This window comes from Streptomyces sp. NPDC032198 (assembly GCF_040636975.1).
In the GTDB taxonomy this organism is placed as follows: domain Bacteria; phylum Actinomycetota; class Actinomycetes; order Streptomycetales; family Streptomycetaceae; genus Streptomyces.
Genome location: NZ_JBEZVL010000015.1, coordinates 162,216 through 178,053 on the forward strand (window position 1 = coordinate 162,216; position 15,838 = coordinate 178,053).

The 15,838-nt window shown below is 71.9% G+C and carries 9 protein-coding genes and 1 pseudogene; 2 read left to right on the plus strand and 8 right to left on the minus strand.

Annotated elements, in window-relative coordinates:
* The first annotated feature begins 260 nt into the window (after window positions 1-260).
* Window positions 261-2,084 carry a glycoside hydrolase family 15 protein gene (locus AB0E78_RS33980; protein WP_361840907.1) on the plus strand — a complete coding sequence of 608 codons (1,824 nt, stop codon included), beginning with the start codon at window positions 261-263 and terminating at the stop codon, window positions 2,082-2,084.
* A 22-nt stretch (window positions 2,085-2,106) separates the two neighbouring features.
* On the opposite strand, the gene AB0E78_RS33985 is transcribed toward AB0E78_RS33980, so the two are convergent.
* The 7 genes from AB0E78_RS33985 to AB0E78_RS34015 form a co-directional block, all read right to left on the minus strand.
* Complete coding sequence (locus tag AB0E78_RS33985; protein WP_361840910.1) at window positions 2,107-2,844, minus strand: class I SAM-dependent methyltransferase; 738 nt, start codon at window positions 2,842-2,844, stop codon at window positions 2,107-2,109.
* 5 nt (window positions 2,845-2,849) lie between these two features.
* Complete coding sequence (locus AB0E78_RS33990) at window positions 2,850-7,322, minus strand: aminotransferase class I/II-fold pyridoxal phosphate-dependent enzyme (protein ID WP_361840913.1); 4,473 nt, start codon at window positions 7,320-7,322, stop codon at window positions 2,850-2,852.
* A 161-nt stretch (window positions 7,323-7,483) separates the two neighbouring features.
* Complete coding sequence (locus AB0E78_RS33995) at window positions 7,484-9,163, minus strand: right-handed parallel beta-helix repeat-containing protein (protein ID WP_361840916.1); 1,680 nt, start codon at window positions 9,161-9,163, stop codon at window positions 7,484-7,486.
* A 5-nt stretch (window positions 9,164-9,168) separates the two neighbouring features.
* Window positions 9,169-10,131, minus strand: coding sequence for a UDP-glucuronic acid decarboxylase family protein (locus AB0E78_RS34000; protein ID WP_361840919.1), 963 nt, complete (start codon window positions 10,129-10,131; stop codon window positions 9,169-9,171).
* Window positions 10,128-11,492, minus strand: a complete 1,365-nt coding sequence (locus AB0E78_RS34005; protein WP_361840922.1) for a UDP-glucose/GDP-mannose dehydrogenase family protein — start codon at window positions 11,490-11,492, stop codon at window positions 10,128-10,130. The genes AB0E78_RS34000 and AB0E78_RS34005 overlap by 4 nt, the downstream gene beginning before the upstream one ends.
* 39 nt (window positions 11,493-11,531) lie before the next feature.
* Window positions 11,532-12,596 carry a UDP-glucose 4-epimerase GalE gene (gene galE / locus AB0E78_RS34010; RefSeq protein ID WP_361840925.1) on the minus strand — a complete coding sequence of 355 codons (1,065 nt, stop codon included), beginning with the start codon at window positions 12,594-12,596 and terminating at the stop codon, window positions 11,532-11,534.
* Between the two features lie 6 nt (window positions 12,597-12,602).
* Window positions 12,603-14,432 (minus strand): glycosyltransferase, encoded by a 1,830-nt coding sequence (locus AB0E78_RS34015; RefSeq protein WP_361840928.1) that lies wholly within the window; start codon window positions 14,430-14,432, stop codon window positions 12,603-12,605.
* Between the two features lie 123 nt (window positions 14,433-14,555).
* On the opposite strand from AB0E78_RS34015, the gene AB0E78_RS34020 reads away from it, so the two are divergent.
* Window positions 14,556-15,272 carry a TetR/AcrR family transcriptional regulator C-terminal domain-containing protein gene (locus AB0E78_RS34020; RefSeq protein ID WP_361840930.1) on the plus strand — a complete coding sequence of 239 codons (717 nt, stop codon included), beginning with the start codon at window positions 14,556-14,558 and terminating at the stop codon, window positions 15,270-15,272.
* Here AB0E78_RS34020 and AB0E78_RS34025 read toward each other — a convergent pair.
* Window positions 15,267-15,647 (minus strand): annotated as a pseudogene (locus AB0E78_RS34025) (MerR family transcriptional regulator); the annotation flags it as partial. The gene AB0E78_RS34020 and the pseudogene AB0E78_RS34025 overlap by 6 nt on opposite strands.
* Window positions 15,648-15,838: the final 191 nt, after the last annotated feature.

Consider the following 15,838-nt stretch of genomic DNA (forward strand, 5'->3'; position numbering starts at 1 on the left):
GGCGTGCAATGACCGGCCCACGGGCGCGCGGGCCAGGACGGTGGTGGCCGGTCACATGCTGCACACAGGGATCGCCTGCTCATCAGCGTGGAAGGTCCATCGATCCACGCCGAAGGTCGATCGATCCGCCCGGACGGATAAGATCACAGCCGCTCCGGAGCTGTCCATGGCCTTAGGTCCCGGGGCCCGAGCCCAAGCCCGAAGGGCGTGTCCGCCGTACAATAAAAGGGCGGCAATGTGCACGACGGCGTGACTCGATCATGAACACTCGTATCGAGGACTACGCCCTCATCAGTGACCTGGAAACCGCTGCCATGCTCGGCAGGGACGGGTCGATCGACTGGCTCTGCCTGCCGCGCTTCGACTCACCGGCCTGCTTCGCCGCGCTGCTCGGCACGGCGGACAACGGCTTCTGGCGGGTTTCCCCGGTCGGCGCGGGACCGTGCGCACGGCGCGCCTACCGCCAGGACACGCTGGTCATGGACTCCCACTGGGACTGCCCGACCGGTGCCGTGCGCGTCACGGACTTCATGCCGCCCCGCGCGGGGCTGCCCTGCATCGTGCGCATCGTCGAAGGCCTGTCCGGTGCCGTGGCCATGCGCAGCGAACTGCGCCCGCGCTTCAACCAGGGCCGCGTCATGCCCTGGGTGCGCGCCGAGGAGCACTGCACGGTCGCCGTGGCCGGGCCCGACTCGCTCTGGCTGAGCGCCGACGGCCCGATGGAGATCCGCACCGGCATCCACGACTCCACCGCCCACGACCCCGCCGTCCGCGACTCCTCCGCCCTGGACTTCACCGTCTCGGCCGGCCAGCGCCTGACGCTGCAACTCGTGTGGGCACCCTCGCACCTGCCGGAACCGCCCGAGCCCCTGAGGGTCCCGGCGGAGACGGCACTGAAGGCCACCGGCGACTTCTGGCGGCGCTGGACGGCCAAGTGCCGCTACCAGGGCCCCTGGCGTGAGGCCGTCACCCGCTCGCTGATCACCCTGAAGGCCCTCACCTACGCGCCCACGGGCGGCATCGTCGCCGCGCCGACCACCTCGCTCCCGGAGTGCGTCGGCGGCGAACGCAACTGGGACCACCGCTTCTGCTGGCTGCGCGACTCCACACTCACCCTGTCCGCCCTGCTGCGCAGCGGCTACCGCGACGAGGCGACCGCCTGGCTCGACTGGCTGGTGCGGGCCGTGGCGGGCGACCCGGCCGATCTCCAGGCGGTGTACGGAGTGGAGGGCCAGCGGCGGCTGCCGGAGGCCGAGGCGCCCTGGCTGCCCGGTTACGAGGGTTCGCGGCCCGTCCGCTTCGGGAACGCGGCGGCCCATCAGCTCCAGCTCGACGTGTACGGCGAGGTCCTCGACACGCTCTATCTGTCGTTGCGGGCGGGGATCCCGATGCAGCCCCACCTGTGGAGCCTGGTCGAATCCCTGATGAGCCACCTGTGCGGCCACTGGCGTGAACCGGACCAGGGGCTGTGGGAAGTCCGGGGCGGCGGGCGGCAGTTCGTCCACTCCAAGGTCATGTCATGGGTCGCCGCCGACCGCGCCCTGCGGATGGGCGAGATGCTCGGCAGGAACGAGTCCGCGGGGGAGTGGCGGGCCATGCGGGACGCGGTGCACCAGGAGGTGTGCCGCGAGGGGTGGGACGGCGGGCGGCGGGCGTTCGTGCAGTCCTACGGATCGTCCGCCCTGGACGCGTCGGCCCTGCTGATCCCCAAGGTCGGCTTCCTGCCCGCCGGCGACGCCCGCGTGCGCGACACCGTCCGGGCCATGCGCGCCCTGGACCACCACGGATTCGTGCGGAGGTACGCCCACGACGGCCGGGGCACGCACGGCGTCGACGGCATGCGCGGCTCCGAGGGCACGGTCGTGGCCTGCTCCCTCTGGTACGCCGACGCGCTCGCGGCGACCGGCCGCCTCCGGCAGGCGAAGGAGACCTTCGAGCGCGTCCTGGACGTACGCAACGACGTGGGCCTGCTCGCGGAGCAGTGGGACCCGGAAAGCCACCGCCAACTGGGCAACGCACCGCAGGCGTTCAGCCATATCGCGCTGGTGGAGACGGCGTTCGCGCTGCAGGAGGCGGGCGCCTGAGAGCGCTGCCCCGCAGGAGCAGTCACTCCCCGCGCCGCGCCGCCGTGAGCAGCACCATCCCGGAGTCGCCGTAGTCCGGCAGCGTCGGGTCGGCCTCGATCCGGGTCACCGCGAGGTGCTCGGTGAGTGGGGCGAACACCTCGGTGACGACGGCCGGGTTCACCGGGCAGCCGGGCCACCGCGAGGCGGGCCCGATGCGGTACGTCGGCATGTTCTCCATGAACGCCGCGACGAGACGGCCGCCCGGGGCGACGGAGCGCACGAAGCGGTGGCAGAAGTCCGTGAACTCCGCGAAGTCCTCGGTGACACCCTCGGCGACGAAGTTCATCGACGCGATGTCGTACGTGCCGGGCACCAGCGCCCGGACGTCGCCGTGGACGACCCGCACGCCCGCGAGTGCCCCGGGAAGCGTGGACGGCAGATCGGGGTTGAGGCGACGGCACAGCGCGTGGAACGGCAACCAGCTGTCGTCGGGGGCCTGTTCGAGCTGCCGGGTCAGATAGGCGACGCCCGCGGCGCTCGCCTCGACGGCGTCGATGCGGCGGCTCGCGGCGGCGGCGAGCATCAGCGGATAGAGGTTGGGCCCGGCCCCGAACTCCACGGAACACGCGGCGCTCCCTCGGCCGAACCGCCGGTAGAAGGCCGAGTGGTGGGCGATGACCGCGGCATCGGACGGATGCAGCTCGCGGTAGTTCTCGCCGAGATAGGCCTGGACGGGCCAGCTGTCCCAGTCGACGTCGTCGTTGCGGGTCGGAGCCATGGCGGTCAGCTACCCGGCCGCAGCGCGAAACGCTCGGACAGGCGGGTCAGGGCGGCGTTGAGACGGTCGATGTCGTCGTCGGAGTTCAGGGCGGTGAGCTGCACGCGGAATCCGACGCGGTCGCGCGGTACGAGCGGATAGGCCGCCAGGGTCACATAGATGCCCTGCTCCCACAGGAACCCGGCGACCGCGTCCAGGTCCGAGGCGTCGGCCAGCGGGATCTCCACGATCGGCAGCTCATCGGAGTTGAGCGTCCGCAGGCCGAGCCCGGCCACGTGGTCGAGCACCCGGACGGTCTTGCGGTGCAGATCGGTGCGGATGACGTCGCCGCGCCGGTCGTTGACCTCCAGACCGGCGAGCGCGGTGGCGAGCGAGGCCGTGGGCGAGGGCCCGGAGTACAGATAGGGGGCGGCGGCGACCTTCAGGTGGTCCTTGAGCCAGGACGGCAGCGCGAGGAAGGCCAGGAGCGACGAGTAGGCCTTGGAGAAGCCGCCGACCAGGACGATGTTGTCGTACGTCTCGCCCGTGTGCCGTACGACGCTGTTGCCGCGGGAGCCGTAGGGGCACGGTTCGGCTGCGCCGCGCTCCCCGATGACGCCGAACCCGTGGGTGTCGTCGATGTACAGCGTGGCGTCCACGTCGCGGCAGATACCCGCAAGTTCGGGCACGTCGGCGATGTTCCCGCTCATGCTGTTGACGCCGTCGAGGCAGACCAGGCGGGCCGAGCCGTTCGGCACCGACCGCAGCATGGCGGCCAGTTCGGCGGGGCGGTCGGCGTGGAACCGCCGCAGCGTCGCGCCCTGCCCCCGGGCCGAGACACAGCCGTCGTACACGGTGCGGTGCGCCGCGGCCTCGACGAAGACGTGCCCCTTGTCGGCGAGGACGGGGATCACCGAGGCATGGATCAGCGTGGCCGTCGGGAGGAGCAGGGTGTCCGGCGCCCCGAGCAGCGCGGTGAGCCGTTCCTCGATCTCGGGGTAGAGCCGGGGGCTGCCCAGGAGCCGGGACCAGCTCGGATGCGTTCCCCAGCGGCGTACGGCGGGTTCGATGGCGTCGATGATCTCGGGATCGCAGTCGAAGCCGAGGTAGTTGCAGGAGGCGAAGTCGATGAGCCAGTGGTCCCCGCTGCGGATGTGCCGGCCGCGGACCTCGTCCAGGACGCAGTCGGTCATCGGACTGGTGCGCCGCAGGTGGTCGAGATCGCCCCAGCGTGGATCGCGCCGATCCCCCAGGAGTCCGGTGTCCGGTTCGCTCATGGTGCTCTCCCTCTCCGAAGGGGGCGGGGCAGGCGCGGTGGGCGGGGTGACGACAGCGGCAGCGGCGCGCGGGGCGGCATGGACGGCAGGGGCGACACGGGAGGCAGAGGCGCAAGACGCGGCGCCGTTGTGTCCCCGGCGCCCGCGGAGGAGCCGCTCCCCCTGCTCGGCCGTCAGGGGCCGCGCGAAGAGGTAGCCCTGCCCGAACCCGCAGCCCATCCGGGCCAGCAGATCCCGTTGCGCGGGCTCCTCGATGCCCTCGGCGATGACCTGGAGGCCCATCGTGTCGGCGAGGTGCACGATGCCCTCGACGAGGGCGAGCTGCCGGGGGTCGTCGGCGATGTCGTCGATGAACGACTTGTCGATCTTGAGTACGTCGACGGGGAACTCGCGGAGATAACGCAGCGAGGAGAATCCCGTGCCGAAGTCGTCGACCGCGATCCGCACCCCGAGATCCTTCAACGCCCGCATGACCGCCTGGATCTGCCCGTCACGCCGCATCAGCACCGATTCCGTGAGCTCCAACTGCAGTGACCCCGGGGCGAGTCCGGGTGTCTCCAGGGCGCCGCGCACCTCGCCGAGGAAGCCCGGGTCGCGGAACTGCCGCGCGGACACGTTGACGCTGATGTAGGGGCGCCGGTCCGAGGGCGCGCCCACGCCCTGCAGCCCGGCGATGTCCGCGGCGGCGCTGCCCAGGACCCAGGCGCCGAGCGGCGTGATGTGCCCGGTCTCCTCGGCGAGCGGGATGAACTGCTGCGGCGGCACCAGACCGCGCCGGGGGTGCGGCCAGCGGGCCAGCGCCTCGAAGCCGACGATCTCGGCGGCGTGCGGCGCACCGTTCGCCGCGCCACCGCCCGCCGCGCCACCGCCCACCAGGCCGCCGTTCCCGCTGATGTCCACCACTGGCTGATAGCGCAGCGCGAATTCCTCGTCGGCGATCGCCCGGTCCAGACTCGTCTGCAGATCGTGCCGCTCCAGCATGCGCACGTGCAGCCGCTGCTGGAAGCGGCGCCACTGACGCTTCCCCGCGGCCTTGGCGGCGTACAGCGCCAGGTCGGCGTGGGCCAGGAGTTCCTCGGTGCTCGCGCTGTCCACGGCCGTGGCCACGCCGACGCTCGCGGAGACGCTCACGCTGTCGCCGGACAGCTGGAACGGCCTGCTGAGCGCCTGCACCACCTGCGCGGCCAGGATCTCGGCGTCGGCGGGCTCCTTCGCGTCCTCCATCAGGACGGCGAACTCGTCGCCGCCGAGGCGGGCCGCGGTGTCGCTGCGGCGCAGCGTCCGCGAGAGGCGGGAGCCGACGGCGGCGAGGAGCCGGTCACCGACCGAGTGCCCCATCGTGTCGTTGACGACCTTGAAGTCGTCGAGGTCGACGAAGAGCACGCAGGTCAGCGTCGACTCGCGACGGCCACGCAGCAGCGCGCGCTCGATGCGCTCCAGGAGCAGCGTGCGGTTGGGAAGGCCGGTCAGCGCGTCGTGGAAGGCCCGCTGGGTGAGCTCGTGCTCCAGCTGACGCTGCTCGGTCACGTCCCGCAGGGTGACGACGAGCCCGCGCACGGTCGGGTCCCGGCGCAGGTCGCTGCACCGCACCTCCACCTCGATGCGCCCGCCGTCCCGCGGAATCCACCAGTAGTCGTGGGGCTCCCGCTGCCCACCCGCCCGCATGACCGTGAGCACCCGGGCCGCCCGGTGGCCGTCCCGCTGGTCCACCAGCTCCGGCAGCTCCGCCCCGACCAGCCGGACGTCCCCGAAGACGGCCTGGGCGGACGGGCTCGCGTACCGGACGGTGTCGTCGTCGTCGACGATGAGGATGACGTCGGAGGCGTTGCGCACCAACGTACGGAAGTACGCCTCGCTCTCCCGTCGGATGATCTCCTCGCGGAGCGCGATGCGCGCCTTCGCCAGGCCCGCGTGCGAGGCGAGTATCTCCAGCGAGCCACAGATCTCCGTAAGCCGCCGCTCGGGGCCGGTCGCGATCAGTACACCCGGCGGCTCGTCCACGGCCGGACGGTCACGCTGGATCATCGGGCACACCAGCGCACTCTGCGACGCGTCGAACCGGGCGGCGATCTCCGGGCCGAGGTCGGCGGCCCGGACCAGATGCGTGCGGTGCAGGTCGAGGGCCGCGTGGGGGACCGGCGGGGAGTCGTCCGCCTCCAGGAGCAGGGTCGCGGGCAGGGCCCCGGGCCCGGACAGCGCGGCAACCGTCGTCTCGCAGGTCGCGGTGATCTCCTCCGTCGTGATCGCCGCCACCAGCGAGGCGGCCGCCCCGCGCAGTGCCAGCTCGCGGTCCATGGCCTTGCGGTGCGCCACGACCATGCCGGCGAGCCGCAGGATCACCAGGAGGAACAGGGTGCCGGAGAACGCGGCGATCACGGCCGCGTCATGAGCGCCGCCCAGCAGGCCCTCCATGAGCAGGATCGCAGGAGCGATGAGGGTGGCCGCGGCGAGCAGCACGAGTCTGCGCACCGGCGGAAGCAGGGACTGGCGCTGGTGCGCGTACGCGGTCAGTTCCGCCATCGAGGGGTGCAGTGCGGCGAGGCCCCACGCCGTGTAGAAGACGATCCAGCCCGTGTCCAGGAGCGTGCCCGCCTGCCACAACCCGTTGAGTTGCAGGATCCCGTACGCGATGTCGAAGGCGAGCAGGGTGAACGTGCCGAGTACGAGCAGGCGTACGGCGGGATTGTGGCCGGTCGCGAAGTCCGGGGTGAGCAGCCGGGCCAGGAGGGCCAGGACCAGTACGTCGCCCAGCGGGTAGGCGATGCTGATGGCGCGCTGCGTCCAGGTCAGCCCCTCGACCTCGGTCAGCGGCTGGACGAGGTAGACCCAGACCGGCAGCGCGAGCCCGGCGGTGATGATCAGCGCGTCGAGGAGACTCGGCAGGTCGCGGCCCGCCCAGCGGTGGCGCACGAGACCGAAGAGGCCCGCGGCGAGCAGTGGGTACACCGCGAGGTAGGCGGCGTCGGCCGGGGACGGGAACGGGTTCGACGCCTGGAAGTACTCCTCGACCACGTTGTAGTACGTGTCGCCCGCGGCGAACGCGAGCAGCCCGGCCGCCAGCACCCACCACGGCCAGCGGTGCGCGGGCCGGTGGACGTGCACACCGACGAGGACGGCCACGACGCCACCGAGGCCGATGAGCGCCCAGAGCGGGGCGCGCAGGCCGGGCACCGTCATGTAGACGGCGGTGAGAGCGGCGACCAGGAGGACGTAGCCGGCCATGAGCCGATGTGCCCGTGGTTGATCCCGGGGGAATGCCCGAAGCAATGGCAAAGCGCCTCCCTGCGTGGCAGGGACACCCGGCCGCGAATCACGCGTCAACCTGGGGTCTCGCTGTAATGATCGTAGGCCTGGGCGGTGGACGCCTGCATCTTCAGGCGGTGTCAGTCGCCCTGGGGCAGCGCGGCCCCGACCGGCGGGGGCGTACCGACCCTCTGCCCGAAGTAGTCGACGGAACCGGGGTCGATGCCGAACAGCTTGCGCAGGTCGAGGCCCTTGTCCGCGAGGGCGTCGCAGTCCGGGGCGAACAGGCGGGCGTCGGCGGCGGATGTGACCGACGGCAGCGTGCCTCCGGTGAAGCAGGGGTCGGCGGTCAGGCCGGACGGCCGTCCGTCGACGCGTTCCTGGCCGGTCGCCTTGCGCCATGTGGCGATGCCGGTGAAGGCGTGGTCGCCCCACTGCAGTGCCCACTGTTCTTGCGGGGCACGGTAGTTGTTGCCCTGGAGCAGGACGTTCTTGGTGCTGAGCCCCCCGTCCGCGAGGGCCAGCGGGGAGCCGTCGGTGACGAACAGGTTGTTGCGGACGGTGACCCCCTTCTCGCCGTCCATCAGGCGCAGGGCGGGGCCGCTCTTCCCGTTCTCCAGGGCCGTCATCACCACGGTGTTCTGGTAGATCCGCAGGTTGCGCACGTCGTGGCCGTAGACCGCGAGCCCGCCGAAGCGCGGCAGCTTGCGGCCGTCGTCGGAGGTGATGTTGTAGCGGATCGTGTTGTCGGTGTGCGCGCCGTTCGTCTTCCGCGTGTACGCGTAGAAGCCGGGGCCGTCGTTGTGGAAGGCCAGGTTGTACTGGATCGTCGAGTCCGAGACGTTCTCGTCGAAGCCGAACCCGGCACCGTCGACCTTGGAACCCGTGTGGTTGCGGTAGGCGGTGTTGTGCTCCAGGACCACGTTCTTGGCGTCGTACGCCCAGATGCCCACCGGGCCCGAGGGTGCCTCGCCGGACGACCTGGATCCGTTGTCGTGGGCGCTGGAGCCGCGCACCGTGGCGTTCCGCACGGCGCCGAGGATGATGCCGTCACCGGTGTGGCGGTCGTCCGCGCCGGGATCACCGGTGTTCCGGTACGCGTCGACGTCCGAGACATTGAACTCTTCGTGTGCGTAAGTCGGTTGACCGGGGTTGAACTCAGGGCCGTACGTCAGGAGACCGACGTCCTTGTTGCCGTACAACTTGGCCTCGCGGATCGTCACGTTCTTGAATCCGTTGCCCTTCTCCGCTCCTCCGACCGCGATGCCCGTCCGGAAACCGGAGACACGGACGTGGGAGAGGGTGACCCGGTCCAGCTTCCCGCCGTCCGGACGGTCGGCGTAGAGGTTGATGCCGCCGTCGTGGGCGTAGGCGGCGCGGTCACCCTTGACGGTGAGGTCGCGGATCTCCACGCCCGCGGTGTTGTGCACGGAGATGCCGGGGGAGCCCTCGGCCTCGACCGTCGCCCGGCCCTCGCCGTACGACCCGACCACCACGGGTTGGTCCGCGCGTCCCGCCTCGTCGCCGTTGAGGGTGATGGTGCCGGTGAAGCGTGCGCCGCCCTCCAGGAGCAGCCGGTCGCCCGGTTCGAGCGCCACGCGTTCGGCGCGGGCGAGGGAACGCCAGGCCTGACCGGGCGAAGAACCGTCGTTCTGGTCGTCGCCCCGTGAGCTGACGTAGTACGTACTGGCCGACGGCGCGTAGTGGGGCGTGGCCGCACAGCCGCTCGCGCCGAGCAGCACGATCGCGGCGGTGAGGACGCCGGGGGCGGTGCAGCGCCTGACGGCGGCCGGGACGGTGTTCCTGCGCACGGGGATCATGGGGATCAGGCCTCCACCGGCACCCGCGCGCGCCGCGACGCGGACCGTGCGGTGAACAACGCGATCGTGTGCCGCAGGCCCTCGTCGAGAGGCACGCGGGGCATCCAGCCGAGCTGCTCCACGGCCCGGTTGATCACCGGGCGGCGGCGGGCCGGGTCGTCGACGGGCAGCGGGCGGTAGGCGATCCGGGAGGGCGATCCGGTGAGGCGCAGGACGAGCTCCGCCAGTTCACGGACGGTGCGCTCGCTGGGGTTGCCCAGGTTCACCGGACCGCCGAGGTCGCTGTCGAGCATCGCGAGCAGGCCGCGGACGAGGTCGTCGACGTAGCAGAAACTGCGGGTCTGGCTGCCGTCGCCGTAGAGGGTCAGCGGCTTGCCCGCGAGGGCCTGGCGGACGAACGTGGAGACCACGCGTCCGTCGTGCGGGCGCATCCGCGGACCGTACGTGTTGAAGATCCTGACGATGCCCACGTCGACGCCGTGGCTGCGCCGGTAGGCCATGGAGAGCGCCTCCGCGAACCGCTTGGCCTCGTCGTAGACGCTGCGCGGGCCGACCGGATTGACGTGGCCCCAGTACTCCTCGGGCTGCGGGTGGACCTCCGGGTCGCCGTAGACCTCGCTGGTGGAGGTGAGCAGGAAGCGGGCGCCGTGCCGCTGGGCCAGGCGCAGGGCGTTCTCGGTGCCGCGGCTGCCGACGGCCAGGGTCTCCACGGCGAGCCGGTGGTAGTCCGGCGGTGACGCGGGGCTCGCGAGATGTGCCACGGCGTCCACAGGGCCCGGCACGTCGAACGGCGCCGTCACGTCGGCGTGGACCAGCCGGAAGCGGGGCGTGCCGCGCAGGTGGGCGACGTTCTCCGGTTCGCCGGTGCAGAAATTGTCCAGGCAGCAGACCGTGTCGCCCCTGCGCAGCAGGGCCTCGCACAGGTGGGAGCCCACGAATCCGCCGCCGCCCGTCACCACGACCCTCATGACGCACCTCCGGCGAGCGCGGCCACGTTGGCCGAAGAAGGTGCGGCCGTGGACAGCTGCGGGCGGCCCGGGGCGTGCACGGCCCAGCCCGCCGCCGACCAGCGCTCGGGGTCGAGTCTGTTGCGGGCGTCCAGGAGGACCGGGGAGCGCACGAGGGCGGCCAGCGCCGCGGGGTCGATGTCCCGGTACTCGGGCCAGTCGGTGAGGTGCAGGACCAGGTCGGCGTCCTCGCACGCCTTGTCGACGTCCAGGGCGTAGGCCAGCTCGGGACGGGCGTCGCGCGCGTTGTCGATGGCCTGCGGGTCGTGCACGCGGACCGTGGCGCCCTGCTGGTGCAGGGCCGCCGCCACGACCAGCGCCGGCGAGTCGCGGACGTCGTCGCTGCCCGGCTTGAACGCCGCGCCGAGCACCCCGATCCTGCGCCCGGAGAAGGAGCCGCCGAGGAGTCTGCGTGCCTGTTCGACGACGCGGGAGCGCTGCCGGGTGTTGATCCGGTCGACCTCGTGCAGGAACACCACCGCCTCGCCGGCGCCGATCTCCTCGGCACGGGCGGCGAAGGCCCGGATGTCCTTGGGGAAGCAGCTGCCGCCGAAGCCGAGCCCCGGTTCGAGGAAGCGCGGGCCGATCCGCGAGTCCGCGCCGATGGCCCTGGCAAGCAGCGAGGCGTCGGCGCCCGCGGCGTCGCACACCTCGGCCATGGCGTTGATGAAGGAGATCTTGGTGGCGAGGAACGAGTTCGCCGCCACCTTGACCAGCTCGGCGGTGGCCGGATCGGTGCCGAAGAACGGCACCCCGGCGAGGATCATCGGCGCGTAGAGCGCCCGCAGCACGCCCTCCGCGTGCCGCGACGTCACGCCCACCACGAGCCGCTCGGGCCGCATGGTGTCCTGGACCGCGGATCCCTCGCGCAGGAACTCGGGGTTCCAGGCGACCTCCGTGCCCGGCGCCGTCGCGGCCAGGCGCTCCGCGAGGCGGGCCGCCGTGCCGACCGGCACGGTCGACTTGCCCACGACCAGGCTGCCGGGCCGCAGATGCGGGGCGAGCCCGTCCACGACGGCGTCCACGTACCGCAGGTCGGCGGCGTGGCTGTCGGGGCGCTGCGGGGTGCCCACGCACACGAAGTGTGTCCGGGCGAACGCGGCGCCCTCGGCGAGCGAGGTGGAGAAGCGCAGTCGGCCCGACGCGACGGTCCTGGCGAGCAGTTCGTCGAGGCCGCTCTCGTGGATGGGCGCCCGGCCCGCCGCCAGGGAGGCGATCCGTTCGGCGTCGATGTCGATGCCGAGGACCTGGTGGCCGATGTCGGCCATGCACGCGGCGTGCACCGTTCCCACGTATCCGGTGCCGATCACTGTCATCCGCATGACGTCGCTCCTTATGGGTCGTGCTGGGTCATGCCTGGGTCAGGGGGCCTTGTGCTTGTTGTTCGGATGCCGGCCGGGACCGGCGTAGCCATGGGGGTTGAGCTGCTGGAAGCGCCAGGCGTCCCGGCACATCTCCGGCAGGCCCCGGGTGGGCCGCCAGCCCCACGCGCGGGCCACCGCGCGCGCGTCGGCGACGAGTTCGGTCACGTCGCCGGGGCGGCGCGGCATGATCTGGTACGGGATGGTCCTGCCGCAGGCCGCGCCGAACGCGGCGATGACGTCGAGGACCGAACGGCCTTTCCCCACACCGAGGTTGAACACGCGCATGCCCGGTCCGTCGGCGAGGTGGTCAAGGGCGATGCGGTGGGCCTCGGCGGTGTCCATGACGTGGAGGTAGTCGCGGACGGCGGTGCCGTCGGGCGTGGCGTAGTCGTCGCCGAACACGGGCAGCCGATCGCGCCGCCCGACGGCGACTTGCGCCACGTACGGCATCAGATTGTCGGGGACGCCGCCCGGGTCCTCGCCGAGGAGCCCGCTGGGATGGGCGCCGACCGGGTTGAAGTAGCGCAGGGCGAGCACGGTGAACTCCGGGCGGCGGGCGCACACATCGGCGAGCACCTGCTCGCAGATCCATTTGGATGCCGCGTACGGATTGGTCGGCCGGGCGGGCGTGGACTCGTCCAGGGGGCCGCGCCCCGCGTCGCCGTAGATCGAACAGGACGAGGAGAACACCAGCTGGTGCACGCCGTGTTCCTGCATGACCCGCAGCAGCGCGGTCGTGCCGCCGACGTTGGTGTCGTAGTAGTCGATGGGCATCCGTGTCGACTCGCCCACGGCCTTGTGCGCGGCAAAGTGCACGACGGCGTCCACGGAGTGGCGGCCGAAGACGGCCGACAGGGCGCGCCGATCACGGATGTCCAGCTCATATACGGCGCCGACGAAGCGGTCGGCGATCCGCTCCACCCGCGTGAAGACCTGCGGGGTGCTGTGGGAGTAGTCGTCGATCACGATCAACTCGTAGCCGTGGTCGAGGAGTTCGACGCAGGTATGGCTCCCGATGAAGCCCGCGCCGCCGGTGACGAGGATGGTGGAGGGTGCGCTCATGGCCGTTCACCAGCTCAGGACGGCGGCGACGTACGCCGGGTAGAAGACGAGGGCGGTGGCGACCGGCAGTGACACCAGAAGGCCGAGGGTGACCGGGAGGCGGGCCGTCGACAGCGCGTGGCTGAAGCGGACGTCCGCGGCCCGCGCCGCCTCGCGCACATGGAGCAGGGGGACGGCCACGGCGACGGCCGCGTAGGTCGTGGCGGCGAGGAGACAGAGGAAGACATAGCCGGCCGACGGGCTCGTCAGCTCGCCCACCAGAGCGACGGAGGACAGGACGGCGGCCAGCGCGACGAACGGCAGGGTGAGCCGGGCGGGCAGCGGCCGGGGTCCGCCGGTGTCCTTGGGCGTGACCTTGAAGGTCACCGGCCGTGGGCTCAGCTTCTGCGCGACGGCGCCGAACAGGCCCAGGATGACGAACGGCCAGCGGGCGAGCGCGAACAGCCACGTCTCCCAGCTGATCACCGGGGCGTTGCGCGGGCGCAGCATCCCGCGGCGGCGCATCAGGAACAGGGTCAGGAGCAGCCACACGGGCATGGACCAGAAGTGGATCAGGAAGTCGACGTAGTCGATGTTCATCCACGGCAGGCCGGTGAGGACGGCGACCGGCGGGAGCGTGAGGCCCGCGATGATCATCAGGCCGAGGAGCGGGTAGTAGGCCAGGGCGTACGAGAAGCGCAGCCGCAGCAGCAGGGGCAGCCGGCGCAGATGGCGCGGCAGCAGACCGAGGAGCATCGTGGTGAGGCTCCGCGACCACTGGTACTCCTGCGTGATCATGTCGGCGAAGGTGAGCGGCCCGTCCCCGTGCGCCTCGGCGTCGATGGCGAACGCCCCGTGCCAGCCAGCCGAGTTGAGCAGATACGTGGTGGAGAAGTCCTCGGCGAGTTCGGGGCCCAGGCCCCCGATGTCCCGCAGCGCGCGGGTGCGCACGGCGTAGTGGGAGCCGATACACATCGGCGCGAGCCCGTCGCTGTGCCCCAGTTGCACCGCGCCGTGCCAGACGGCCTCGCGGTGCAGGCGCCCCCGGGCCGACCAGGACACCGCGCCGTTGGCGTCGCACATGCTGGGGGCGGCGACATAGCCGATGGCGGGGTCGTCGAAGGGGCGGACCATCTCGGCGAGGTAGGTCGGCGCGGGCACGTGGTCGCAGTCGAGCTGGGCGACCACGTCGTACCGCTGATAGCCCCAACTGTCGTAGAAATAGGCGAGGTTGCCCTCCTTGCAGCGGGTGCGGCGCGGCCAGTCACCGCGGTGGTACGGGGTCACGCCGCGGCGGCACGACATCCGCACCCGGTGCGTGCGGCACCAGGTGGTGATCTCGTCGGTCGGGTCCTCGTCGCACAGCCACACGTCGTACGGGTGCGGAAAGTCCTGGGCCAGCATCGCCTCGAGCGTCTGCCGGGCGGTGGGCCACGGCTCCGACGGGGCGCGGGTCACGGCGAAGGCGACCGGGAGCGCGGGGACGGGCAGCTCAGGGTTGACGCGGCGCAGCCGGAGGGCGGTGACGAAGAAGTAGCAGGGGAGTCCGGTGAGGTAGAGCAGCAGGGCGCTGTTGACGATCAGCCCCGCCCAGCCGACCCGGTGCTCCGGCTGGAGCCACCAGGACCAGAACCACAGGAAGCTCAGCGCCCAGCCGGCGGCGATGGCCATGAGGGCTGCCCTGTCGCGCCGGGGGAGTGCGGGCAGGAAGGTCGTCGGCCGGACGGTGCGCACCGGGAACGGATGTCCGAAGACGGGGCCGCCCGCGGTGACGCGGACGACGTTGCCGTCCGACATCCGTGCGAGGTCGAGCTCCACCTGGACCAGATCCGCCGACATCGGCTCGCTGTGCGTCATGGCGCGACGCTCCTGAGGGGTCTGACGCTGTACGCTGACTACGTACGTTTACGTCGTATATGTACGACTTTGCACCCAATGCTCTCTGAGGTCAAGGGGGCCAGTGAGGCGGAGGTGGCGGACATGCCGAAGGGGAAAGAGACGGACCCGGGTGAGGGGCGGCGTGCCAGTGACCGTGGGCGCTATGGGCGGCTCACCAGGGAGCGCGTCCTGGCCACGGCCCTGGAGGTCGTCGACCGCGACGGGCTCTCCGGCCTGAGCATGCGCAAGCTCGGCGGGGAACTGGGCGTGGAGGCGATGGCCCTCTACCGCTACGCGGCGGGCAAGGGTGCTCTCCTCGACGGCCTGGTCGAGGCGTTCTACCAGGAGCTGGAGGAAGACCTGACGGCGAAGCGCCAGGAGGAGCAGCACCCTCAAGGCGACGACTGGCGGCAGGAGTTGAAGCACATCGCGCTCGCCACCCATGGAGTCGCCCTGCGGCACCCGAACATGGTCCCGCTGCTCGCCACCCGCCTGCTGTCGACCCCGCTGGCCCGCCGCCCCGCCGCCGTGCTGCGCAGCGACGAGCGTGTGCTGGCCCTGCTGCATGGCGCCGGTCTGGGCGACCGCCGCACGGTGGAGGTGCACCGCGCCTTCACGGCGTGGCTGCTCGGCTATCTCCTAGTCGAACTGCGGGCCATGGACGACGAGCCCGGCGAACCGGACTCGGCCTTCCGGCTCGGTCTGCACCGCATGCCCGCGCAGGAGTTCCCGAGGCTGCGGGCCACGGCCATCGCCCTGGACGGGCAGGGCGGGCAGGAGCCACTGGCCGCGGGCCTTGACGCGTTGCTCGGATCATGACCCCGCGGGCTCCAGCGGGACCCGGTCCGGAGGATTTCCGTCGCGCACCGCGTCGAAGTACTCCGCGATGGCGTCCCGGTTGCGGGTCAGGCACTCGACGCGCTCGGACATGCAGTCCCGCTGCTCCTCGAGCGTGGCGATCATCTCCCGTGTCGCGTCCGGGAAGTAGATCGTCCGCGGCTTGTCGAGGCACGGCAGGATCTGCTTGATGATGCGGGCGGGCGGGCCCGCGTCGAGCAGCCCCCTGATCTGCGCGACCCGGTCCACGAACCGCTCGTCGTACTCGCGGTAGCCGTTCGCCGCGCGCTCGGCCATGATGAGGCCCCGCTCCTCGTAGTAGCACAGCAGTCGCCGGGGTCTCCCGGTGCGCTCCGACCGCCGCTGCCCTCCTGGTGGCCGTGGCCGCCGCCCTCCTCGCGGTCCGCGCCGACAGCCCCGCCCTCGGCTACCTCGCCGTGACCCTGTGGGGGCTCGGCCGGGGCGGCGTCGTGGTGACCGCCGCCCCCGGCACGGATTCGCCGCCCGGCGCGCGGCAGCGGGCTCCGGCGCCACCGGGGCACCGGAAC

What these genes read in the sequence shown, in the direction of transcription:
- AB0E78_RS33980 (WP_361840907.1), top strand. Translation starts at nt 261, where the DNA reads ATGAACACTCGTATCGAGGACTACGCCCTCATCAGTGACCTGGAAACC.
- AB0E78_RS34005 (WP_361840922.1), bottom strand. Translation starts at nt 11,492, where the DNA reads ATGCGGATGACAGTGATCGGCACCGGATACGTGGGAACGGTGCACGCC.
- galE (WP_361840925.1), bottom strand. Translation starts at nt 12,596, where the DNA reads ATGAGCGCACCCTCCACCATCCTCGTCACCGGCGGCGCGGGCTTCATC.
- AB0E78_RS34000 (WP_361840919.1), bottom strand. Translation starts at nt 10,131, where the DNA reads ATGAGGGTCGTGGTGACGGGCGGCGGCGGATTCGTGGGCTCCCACCTG.
- AB0E78_RS34020 (WP_361840930.1), top strand. Translation starts at nt 14,556, where the DNA reads ATGCCGAAGGGGAAAGAGACGGACCCGGGTGAGGGGCGGCGTGCCAGT.
- AB0E78_RS33995 (WP_361840916.1), bottom strand. Translation starts at nt 9,163, where the DNA reads ATGATCCCCGTGCGCAGGAACACCGTCCCGGCCGCCGTCAGGCGCTGC.
- AB0E78_RS34015 (WP_361840928.1), bottom strand. Translation starts at nt 14,432, where the DNA reads ATGACGCACAGCGAGCCGATGTCGGCGGATCTGGTCCAGGTGGAGCTC.
- AB0E78_RS33985 (WP_361840910.1), bottom strand. Translation starts at nt 2,844, where the DNA reads ATGGCTCCGACCCGCAACGACGACGTCGACTGGGACAGCTGGCCCGTC.
- AB0E78_RS33990 (WP_361840913.1), bottom strand. Translation starts at nt 7,322, where the DNA reads ATGGCCGGCTACGTCCTCCTGGTCGCCGCTCTCACCGCCGTCTACATG.